This window comes from Alkalibacterium sp. m-11, assembly GCF_054658155.1.
The window spans coordinates 1-10,737 of the sequence record NZ_BAAGIR010000067.1 but is presented as its reverse complement, the minus strand read 5'-3'; the positions used below and the strand labels follow the sequence as shown (position 1 = coordinate 10,737).

Genomic DNA, 10,737 nt, shown 5'->3' with positions numbered 1-10,737 from the left:
TCACCCTTGTGACCTTAACTGAAACCATTCAAGTGTTTGTCAAGGGCAAATGCGGCTCCGATTGGTATAGTCAGTGGGCCTTCACCACCTTTAATTTTTAGTTTTCATAAAAAATTTGACAGTTCCCTCATGCATTATTATGTGAGATATCTTCTGTAATTTCTTCTCGAGAATACTATATTTACTTATCTCATTTCAATCAGCGTACTTGCTAATTTTATTTCACACTCTTATTTCAGCTAAAACACCTCTATAATTACTGTTTTACACTCCTTCAGCACTCTTATTACTTCAACCTTACCCTTATACTATACCTCCCAAAATTTTTCACTTATCAGAAATTTCATTCATATCCAGTTATCTTTCCATACTTTTATTCTACATTATTGTCTATTTACTTTATAGAACATGTCCCTGTAGATTAAATTCGATGATTTCTAAAGGCGGTGTTTTTATTGCATACAGCTATTTAGTTACATTTTACTTCAAATACTTATAAAAATTCTAAGCTATCGACAATAAAAAATAGACACTACTTGCATGATATCGATCTAAATATTTAAATTTTAGTCGGTCATGAGTTCAATCCAGTTAAAGGAGGAATTAAAATGGATGAAGAAATGAGCCTATTGGAACTGATAGGCATAGTTAAAAAACGTTTAGGGCTAATCATGTTAGGGATTTTGACAGGCATGTTATTATTAGCGGGTTACAGCTTTTACGTGTCTACACCACAATACAGCTCAACGACTCAGCTTGTCGTTAATCGCTCTCAAGATACAGAAGTCATTCAAAGAACAGATATTGAAACAAATGTGCAATTAATCAATACCTATAAAGATTTGCTGATGAGCCCGGCTATACTGGATGAGGTGACAGAAGAGCTTAACTTGCCAATTACCAGTCAGCAGTTATTAAATCAGTTAAATGTTACCAGTGAAAATAATTCCCAAGTATTTTCAATTCAGATCATCAACCCAAACCCGAATAATGCAGCAATTATTGCAAATAAAACAGCAGAGATTTTTCAGGAAAAGCTTGAAGATATCATGAGTTTGGATAACGTCACAATTTTTTCTCAAGCTAGTGTTAATCCAAATCCCGTGAGTCCAAATCACACGCTTAATTTATTAATTGGTTTCGTATTAGGAGGCGTTTTAGCCACGTCATTGGCTATATTCATTGAATTCAAAGATACTACTGTTAAAGATGAAAGTTTCATTACTGAACACTTGGGTTTAATCAACCTAGGCTGTGTTTCTGAAATGTTACCAGAAAAAATCTCAGATAAAAACCAGCAAGTTGTTCCAGAGCGATTACCGGATTCAGTCAGCGCACGTACAAAAGTTTAAGCTTTTGAATGGAGGAATACTAACATGCTTACCAAATCAAATAAAACTCTAAAAGAGTCTGATGCTCCAAGACTGATAGTAAGTGAAGAACCTAAATCTGTAATATCTGAACAATTTAGGACCATTCGAATGAACCTTAAATTTTCATTAGTAGATAAAGAACTGCGGACCTTAGTTGTAACTTCTGCTACACCTTCTTCAGGGAAGTCCACCATCAGTGTTAATTTGGCTGCTACCATTGCTTCGGAAGATAAGAAAGTATTGATAGTTGATGCTGACCTTAGAAAACCTAAAGTTCACAAAATATTTAAGGTTAGAAATCATTCCGGCTTAACATCCTTGCTTACAAATAGACACGCCAAATTGGAGAGCATGGTACACCAGACATCTATTAAAGGTTTATCCTTTATGACCAGTGGGGCAATTCCACCTAATCCGGCTGAATTACTCGGATCCAATCGAATGGCGGAGCTGCTGGATGAAATGAAATCTTCTTACGACTTAATAATATTTGACACACCTCCTGTGTTAGCAGTAACTGATTCTCGAGTGCTAGCTTCAGAAACTGATGGAGTCATCCTTGTTATCCCCAAAGGACAAGTAAAAGCAGATGAGGTAATCAGTGCTAAAGAAGCTCTTGAAACGGTTAAGTCTAATATCCTGGGAGCCGTTATGAACCGGGTTGATCCATCAAATGATCGCTATAATTACTATTATGCCAGCGAAGAATAAATCACTAAGTACGGCCTTCATTCAAATAAGAATAACCTGATTGCTGCCTTGAGATAGGAGGAGACCAGTGAATCAATTGAAGTTGCAAAAGAAAATCATAATTCCCAACCTGCTGCTTGCTGGTGCGCTTTTCTTATATGTTCTTACTTTTTACAACAACCTCTCTACCATGTCCGTTACTATCTATTTTACCTTTTTCATCAATTTTACTATTGTTATCACTGGTATTCTAAAAAGCGAGCTGGCAATTTCAATAAACAAAATAAATTGGTACTTTTTTTTAATCTTCTTGATTATCATACCCTTTTATCAGTTAAATTCAGGTTATGCTCCTCGCAGCTTATTTTTAACTGAATATGAAATTGTCTTTACTAATGTACTCATTATGATATGGTGCGTGGGATATTATGCTAGTTATAATCTCAAGAGTAAACGATACACTTTGAAGGGTAATAAAAGTCTTCCGATTCCAAAAAGTAAAGGCTTCTATCTGACTTTATTTTTCTCATCGCTTGTTTCATTTGTCTTTGCTGTAGGAATAAGTGGATTGGAAAATTTATTCATAAGAGATGCTTTGGAATTCAGTGAAAATACTTTTGGGATCCTAATCTTTTTCCTCACCCGATCAACTCCTGCGCTTAGTTTAGCTATATTCTTATGGGCTAAGAAAAAGAAAATAAAAGTATTACCAACTTATCAAACCAATTTAATTATCCTTATACTATTAATCATAACAATTATACTCAATAACCCGATTACTCTATCTCGTTTTCTCATAGGCGCTGTTTATTTAGGTCTCCTAATCAGCGCCTACGACATGTCAGTATTCAAAGGAAAACGATTTGATATATTGCTGATTTTTTCAATAGTCATTATTTTCCCTTTAATGTATGCCTTTAAATTTTATACACTCGAACAGATTCTTTCTCGAAGTGTCAGCTTAGAAATCAATAATTACAACTCGTTGGACTTTGATGCTTATCAGATGATAGGCAGAACCATTCGTTATGTCGAAGTTGTTGGTTATCAATATGGGAGTCAGCTGCGGAGTGTATTGCTGTTCTTTATGCCGAGAGATATTTGGGATGTAAAAGGCCTACCGTCAGGAGAGCTAGTGGCAACCTTTCAGAATGTATCCTTTACAAATTTATCTTCTCCAATCGTTGCAGAAGGCTTTATTGACTTTGGAATCATCGGCGTACTGCTTTACTCTTTGATATTTGGGAAAATAGCAAAGTTTATTGATTATAGGACACATACGTGCAGCAAGGATTCACAAAATATTTATTTTATTGAAATTGTATTTTCCTTTATACTTGGCTTTTTTGTTTTCATCTACAGAGGAGCATTACAGCCTTCATTTCTGGGACTGATGGGTTTTCTCCTCTTTCTAATGATGTTACATGCAGGAACAAAGCTCAGTGAATCCATTAAGAATAACAAGAAAAAACGTTAACCCAAAGCGACAAATGATACAACTAGTAGAAGGGAGATGATTCAAATGACTGTTAATTCAACGGATCCACCCTTAAGGATTGCTCATGTTCTAGGAAAGATGCATGGTGGAGGGGTGGAGGCGATGGTGATGAACTATTATCGCCATATCAACAAATCAAAAATCCAATTTGATTTCTTTGTTGATAAAGATTCCAGTATTGTCCCATATCAGGAAATTGAATCTCTTGGTGGCAGAGTCTTTGTAATCGCTCCTTATCAAAACGTTATTCAGTATAGGAAAGAACTGACCACTATTTTCTTGGAAAACAATTATAAGGTGGTACACTCCCATATTAACTCCTTAAGTCCATTTCCTCTCAGTGCTGCCAAAAAAGTCGGTATTCCAATAAGAATTGCTCACAGCCATAGCACCTCAGCACCAGGAGAAACAACAAAAAATATCGTGAAAAACACCCTCAGACCTTTCTCCAAAGTTTATCCCTCACATTATTTCTCATGCACCAATACAGCAGGCGAATGGTTATTTGGTAAAAATATTGTAAAAACAAAGCAGCTACAAGTCATTAATAATGCTATTGATGTAAACAAATTTGCATTCAATAAAGATGATAGAGAAAGTCTAAGAGTATCCTTAGGTCTTGTCGACAAATTGGTAATAGGGCATACGGGTCGGCTATGTTTTCAGAAAAATCAGGCATTTCTTATTAGAGTTCTTCATAGTTTTCTGAAGTATGAGCCCGATACAATACTGTTGTTAGTGGGAGATGGCCAGGACTTAAACAAACTGACAAACTTGGCAGAGCGATTAGGAATCAGAGAATCCGTTCTTTTTTTAGGGAATAGAGCTGATGTCCACCGATATTATAGCGCTATGGATGTCTTCGCTTTCCCTTCAAAATATGAAGGCTTTGGCATCTCAGCAATCGAAGCTCAAGCATCGGGACTGCCTGTTATCCTATCTAAGACTGTTCCTAAAGAAGCCTGCTTGAGTGATCAATGTGCTATCCTTCCTTTAAAAGAAGGAGAAGACAATTGGACAAAGAAAATTCTGGAGTTAAAAGAAAAAAGGGACAGACAATTAAACGGTGATTTTACAGATTACAGCATTGACATTATTGCAGACAATCTGGAATCCCTCTATCTGTCTCTTGTTACAGAGAGTGAGCGTGGATAAGATGAAAAAAATTGGAGTTTTTACCGATAGGTGGTTATCAGGTGGCATAGAATCTTACTTGGTGTCCAATTTTGAAAAGATGGATTTAGATGATATTCTGGTGAGTATTATTACTACTCGAAAACTCAGTCAATTGTATGATTCAAGACTTGAAAATATTGGCATTCCTATTATCGAATTATTCTCGGAAGGTAAGGATTCAGAAATTACTCGAACGGTTAAAAGTCTGAAAGTATTTGAAGAAGTCCTTAAGGCTGAGAAATTTGACGTCTTACACCTGAATATCTATAACGGAGTCTCCCTAGTCTATTCCAAACTGGCCAGAGACTGTGGCGTGAAAAAAATAATTGCTCATTCTCATAATTCGGCTCTTGGTCAAGTTAGATTAAGAGCAGCAAAGCAGTTATCGCATATTGTCGGAAAGCTGGCCTTTCAAAGGTTCGCTACAGACTACTGGGCATGCTCTGATCTGGCGGGAAAATGGTTGTTTACGAAAAGAGCGCACAGCAAAGTGTTGCTTCTGAATAACGGTATAGATACAGACTACTTTCGGTTTGATTCAGTAAAAAGGACTTCTTTTAGGCAGGACTACAATTTGTCCGAAAATGACTTTGTATTAGGTAATATTGGACGATTAAATAATCAGAAAAATCAAATATTCTTACTGGAAGTTGCTCGAGAACTCAATCAGAAAAACGTATCTTTCACACTACTCATAGCTGGAGACGGAGAGCTGCTGTCCAATTTGAAAGATAGAATAATAGATTACAGGCTCTCAGAAAAAGTAAAGCTGATAGGGACCATAGGAGACACGGCCAGCTTTTACTCGGGAATCGACATCTTTCTTTTGCCCTCATTATTTGAAGGAAACCCTATAGTGGGTATAGAGGCTCAGTGTTCAGGAGCTAAATGTCTATTGTCAGATTCAATTACCAGACAAGCCAAAGTTAACGAAATGACAGAATTTCTCAGTATTCATAGAGTATCTGATTGGGTGAATTTTATCGAAGAGAATAAGGCGAGTAGTCAAGCAAGTAGATTAAAGTCCTATCACACTGTCAAAGACAATGATTTTGATATTGTTGACACTTCAATACACTTAAAAACTAATTTACTTAAATGATTCTACTAGGGACGCATTAAATGAAAGAAAACTTTATGAACAAAGTGAATGAAAAAGAGGGATTATCATGCAGGGCAACTCACGTACAAATATGGTTGTAAAAAACATTGCCATTGGTTTATCCGGACAGATGCTTATGAAAATTTTAGCATTCGTTTCCCGAACAATTTTTATACAAATGCTTGGAGTGGTCTACCTAGGTGTGAATGGGTTATTTACAAACATATTATCCATTCTGTCGCTCGCTGAACTGGGGATAGGGACAGCTATTGTATATAGCTTATATGAACCATTAGCAAAGAAAAACGAGTCACTGGTTGAATCTCTCGTAGCATTATATTCTAAAGCTTACTTTATAATAGGCTCAATTATTTTTGTATTAGGTTTAATGGTCGCTCCTTTTATAGATTTATTCATCAGAGACCAGCCTAATATTCAGGATTTGACCTTGATTTACCTACTGTATTTGATAAGTACAACTTCTAGTTACTTCTTCGCTTACAAACGTGCATTATTTACTGCCGATCAGAAAAATTATGTTAATTTAATTTACGACAATATATTTGGTGTCATTACAGTCTTTATTCAGATGGGTGTTCTACTGACGACTGGGAATTTCGTACTGTATCTTGTTATTAAAATAGTATTCACGCTTATAGCTAATATAATGATTTCCTTTAAAGCAGATAAAGCTTACCCTTATATAAAAAATAAAACTAAAATGCCTATTCCAAAAATTAAAGTAAGAGAAATTAAAAAAAATGTCTACTCAATGTTTATGATGAGTATTGGTACAGTAGTGGTAAACGGCACAGATAATCTGGTCATTTCATCATTTATCGGTCTGGTCTGGGTAGGCTTGTATTCAAATTATATAATGATTGTTGCAGTATTGGAGGCACTGATTACTCAAATATTTAATCCCATAACTGCGAGCGTAGGTAATTTAGTCAGTCTGGAGAGCAAAGAGAAATCCCTAGAAGTTTTCAACAAAATAAATTATTTGAATTTTGTGATTTATAGTGTTGTTTGCATCAATTTATTTATATTCTTAAATCCTTTTATTAGCTTATGGATTGGACAGGAGTACATTTTATCAACGCCTATAGTACTAGTATTCGTTTTAAATATTTATTTAATGGGGATGAGAAGAACTCTTTCAGTTTACACTAGAGCATTAGGATTATTCTATCATTTTCGCTATATAGCTTTTATGGATGCCGGAATAAATTTAGTCGTTTCCCTCCTGCTGGTTACTCGATTAGGAATAATAGGTGTCTTGTTAGGAACTACGACTGCAACTATACTAACCTATCTTTTCTATGAACCTCATATTTTATTTAAACATTATTTCAAAGAAACCATCTTAATATACATCAGAAAATACTGTTACTATTTTCTAATAACTGCTTTGTCCGGATTCCTGCTTTATAATGTCACTTTACAGCTCGGCATTTCTAATTGGATCGAACTCTTTTTGAACCTTATAGTCGCAAATATATTTATGGCATTTCTTCTAGTCGTCTTTTCTATTAAAGCCGCTGAATTTAATTATTTCAGAGCAATGATTTTCAGAATATTAGGAAGTAAATATAGTCTGAGAAAATTGTAAATATTATTTCACCCCTACTTTAAGTTGTACACTCCAAAATCTGTATTATCATCCTCAAAACTACTCCAACCCTCACCAATTAAATTCATTAATCATTACTCACAATTTATTTATACATCAATTTCTATGTCTCTCATTATTGTTCATGTAATTACTACGACTAAATGTTTATAGACGTTTATCAATAAATATACGAACCATTAGGAGGGCGTATCATGTTTATCTATCGAATCAATAAAGTTGCACAAGCTTTGCCCATTGATAAAAGACAAACTGTTCTATTCCAGCTAATTAAACGAACAATTGATGTGTTTTTTTCACTACTCGCATTAATTATATTGTTGCCCATATTACTTCTCATTACAGCCTGCATAAAATTAACTGACTTCTCAAGCTCAGTCATTTTCGTGCAAGAAAGAATTGGAATCGATGGGAAAAAATTCAATATGTATAAATTCCGCTCGATGTGTCCGGATGCAGAAGATAAGCTTCAGTTGCTTCTAGACAAAAACGAAGCAGATGGGGCAATGTTTAAAATCAAGGAAGATCCAAGAGTTACTCCAATCGGAAGGGTATTAAGAAACTACAGTCTGGATGAGCTTCCTCAGTTTTACAATGTTTTAAGAGGGGATATGAGCTTGATTGGACCCAGACCTTGTCTGTATAGGGAACTCCAAAATTACACTGAACATGACAAGCTAAGATTAAAAGTAAAGCCTGGTATAACTGGTTTATGGCAAGTAAGCGGACGCAGCGGTCTATCTTTTGAGCAAATGATTGAACTTGATTTGGCCTATATAAAAACAATGTCAGTAAAAAACGATCTCAAAATTTTGATTAAAACAATGATTGTCGTGTTTAAATCAGAAAATGCTTATTAAAAAGGGCCAGAATCATAGGAAAGGAGATTTCCATGAATACATTCAGTGTTATCATGCCAGTTTACAAGGTTGAAGATTATGTGGAAAAGGCTATAGTAAGCATTTTAGCGCAAGATTATAAGGATTTTGAGTTGATTATAGTAAACGACGGTACGCCGGATAATTCAATGCAAATAGTAGAAAAATACGCACTCAAAGACAGTAGAATTAAAGTGATTAATCAGAGAAATAAAGGTTTATCGGCAGCAAGAAATACAGGGTTGAAAGCAGCGACTGGAGAATATGTCTGTTTTGTCGATAGCGATGATGAAGTAGATAGCTACCTGTTAAGTTTTACAAAAGAGATTCTCGATGAGTGTAGTCCAGACATACTTATGTTTGGGATGTATGCAGAAACAATAGCAGAGGATGAAGGTGTTTCCGAGACTGAATATTGGAAAATAGATAGAAGTAACTGGGCAAGAGAGAATTTTAAAAAATTAACAGTGGATGACACTTTCTTGAACCTAATGGGATATGCAACCAATAAACTATATAAGTTGGAGTTATTGAAGAAGCACAGTATTTTTTTTAATGAAGACATTTACTTTCTAGAAGATATCGAATTTAACGAAAAAGTCTACAAAGTTATCAATACGATGACCATTATTGATGACTGTTTCTACCATTACAAATTTCGGAGTAGAAAATCTTTAGTTAACAGTCTACAAGACAATCATTTCACATTTCTTTTAGGGGCAATTCGCTCTCGTAAAGAAATATTTGAAGATTGGGGTATGGAGCCGGAGGGAATCGCTCAAATTGTAGGAATACTTCACCTACGTGCTATAAGAGCAACGTGCTCGCTACTGTTCGAGCACAGCAATGATATTACTTTTGCTGAAAAATGTCAGCACCTTTATTTAATTTTACATGATCCATACACGGTAAGTAGAAGTGAACTATTTCCTTCAGCTAACCTCATTGATAAAGTTCTTAAAGCAGTCATTAAAAAAAGACAAGTTTATACCCTCGCTATAATAAGCAGTCTATACGGCTTTACCCATAGACATTTATCTCACTACAAAAAAAATTTAAAAGCAATGATTGTTAAATAAATGAACCGCTCTAGAAAGGAAGAGTTATTATGACTATTAAAGTTAGTGTCAGTGTTACCACATATAATCAGGAAAAATACATCAAACAGACATTGGACAGCATTCTCAAGCAGCAGACTGATTTTGACTACGAGATACTGATTAATGACGATGCTTCTTCAGATCATTCAACAGCTATTATTGAAAAATATAAGCAAACATATCCAGATAAAATTAAGCCAATTTATCAGACAGAAAACCAGTATACCCAAGGAAAAGAAGTCCACTATACTTTCAATTATACTCGAGCTCAAGGAAAGTACATTGCATATTGTGATGGTGATGACTACTGGACTGATCCTACTAAACTACAAAAGCAGTTTGATTTTATGGAGTTGCATCCTGAGGTGAGTGCTTACCTGCACGCAGGAAAAAGCGTAAACGAACAGGGAACACGTATTTTAGGTACACAATCTGCGCATGAAACAAATTGTTATTTAAAAACTGAACAAGTTATTGGCTTGCAGGGCATGTTTGCTTCAAATTCTCTGTTTATGAGAAATTACTACAATAATGATTTCAAGATGCCAGACTGGTTCAACGAAGCAAAAATTACAGATTATCCCTTGTACCTGTTTTTAACAACTAAAGGCGATATTTACTATGACAATACAGTCATGTGCGCTTTCCGACTTGCTTCTGAAGGATCTTGGACACAGCAAGTATATAAAGTTCCTGAACAGAGAATTAAACATATTGCAGACATGATTAACTTATTAAATGCATTTGACCGCTTTACTAATTACGAATACACTGCATTTATTCAGTCACAAATAAACAAAAACAAGTTTGACTGCTTGAAAATTGATAAAGGTTTAAGAAAAAAGGACCCTAAAGAATTCAATCAGGTGTACACTTTGCTATCATCCAAGGAGAAAATAAAAATTAATGCCAATCATTATCTGCCGTCAATTGTAACAATCTATAGAGTAATGAGAGACAACAGAGTAATTAGAACATTTAAACCTAGAGAGATTTTTGTCGCAGAAGAGTAGCTAAGGACGGTTTATAGTGGAGAAATTAAGTCTAGAACAACAGAAAGCCATGATGCTGGAGATATTAATTTACCTTGATCAGATTATTTCAAAGCATAATCTTAGGTATTCAGAGTGAACTAGGAAACTCCAAGGAATAATTGGGGGAATAGCTCTTAAATGAGCATACAATTGATTGGTTTTTACAGCACTATTGGATTTATCTCGTCAAACAGGTTTTGGTTTGATGGTCTAGAAAAAAAGACCAACACAAATAAACCTACGGTGTAGATTT

At 35.0% G+C, this 10,737-nt stretch carries 9 protein-coding genes; all 9 read left to right on the top strand.

Annotated features, from left to right (window positions below):
* Positions 1–608: 608 nt before the first annotated feature.
* The 9 genes from ACYQ2O_RS07835 (at position 609) to ACYQ2O_RS07795 (ending at position 10,463) form a co-directional block, all read left to right on the top strand.
* A complete protein-coding gene (locus ACYQ2O_RS07835) occupies positions 609–1,352 on the top strand; it encodes a YveK family protein (protein WP_346023980.1) in 744 nt (247 codons plus the stop codon).
* 24 nt (positions 1,353–1,376) lie between these two features.
* The gene (locus tag ACYQ2O_RS07830; RefSeq protein ID WP_346023979.1) at positions 1,377–2,084 is read left to right on the top strand and encodes a CpsD/CapB family tyrosine-protein kinase; all 708 of its coding nucleotides are present in this window, start codon (positions 1,377–1,379) and stop codon (positions 2,082–2,084) included.
* A 67-nt stretch (positions 2,085–2,151) separates the two neighbouring features.
* On the top strand, positions 2,152–3,540 hold the full coding sequence (locus ACYQ2O_RS07825; protein WP_346023978.1) for an O-antigen polymerase: 1,389 nt from the start codon (positions 2,152–2,154) through the stop codon (positions 3,538–3,540).
* A 36-nt stretch (positions 3,541–3,576) separates the two neighbouring features.
* Positions 3,577–4,716 (top strand): glycosyltransferase family 1 protein, encoded by a 1,140-nt coding sequence (locus tag ACYQ2O_RS07820; RefSeq protein WP_459796366.1) that lies wholly within the window; start codon positions 3,577–3,579, stop codon positions 4,714–4,716.
* Position 4,717: 1 nt separating this feature from the next.
* Positions 4,718–5,839 (top strand): glycosyltransferase, encoded by a 1,122-nt coding sequence (locus ACYQ2O_RS07815; RefSeq protein ID WP_346023981.1) that lies wholly within the window; start codon positions 4,718–4,720, stop codon positions 5,837–5,839.
* A gap of 67 nt (positions 5,840–5,906) precedes the next feature.
* Positions 5,907–7,451, top strand: coding sequence for a lipopolysaccharide biosynthesis protein (locus ACYQ2O_RS07810; RefSeq protein ID WP_346023976.1), 1,545 nt, complete (start codon positions 5,907–5,909; stop codon positions 7,449–7,451).
* A 215-nt stretch (positions 7,452–7,666) separates the two neighbouring features.
* Positions 7,667–8,332, top strand: a complete 666-nt coding sequence (locus ACYQ2O_RS07805; protein WP_346023975.1) for a sugar transferase — start codon at positions 7,667–7,669, stop codon at positions 8,330–8,332.
* Positions 8,333–8,364: 32 nt separating this feature from the next.
* On the top strand, positions 8,365–9,429 hold the full coding sequence (locus tag ACYQ2O_RS07800) for a glycosyltransferase family 2 protein (RefSeq protein ID WP_346023974.1): 1,065 nt from the start codon (positions 8,365–8,367) through the stop codon (positions 9,427–9,429).
* Between the two features lie 29 nt (positions 9,430–9,458).
* Positions 9,459–10,463 carry a glycosyltransferase family 2 protein gene (locus ACYQ2O_RS07795; protein ID WP_346023973.1) on the top strand — a complete coding sequence of 335 codons (1,005 nt, stop codon included), beginning with the start codon at positions 9,459–9,461 and terminating at the stop codon, positions 10,461–10,463.
* The last annotated feature ends 274 nt before the right edge of the window (positions 10,464–10,737 follow it).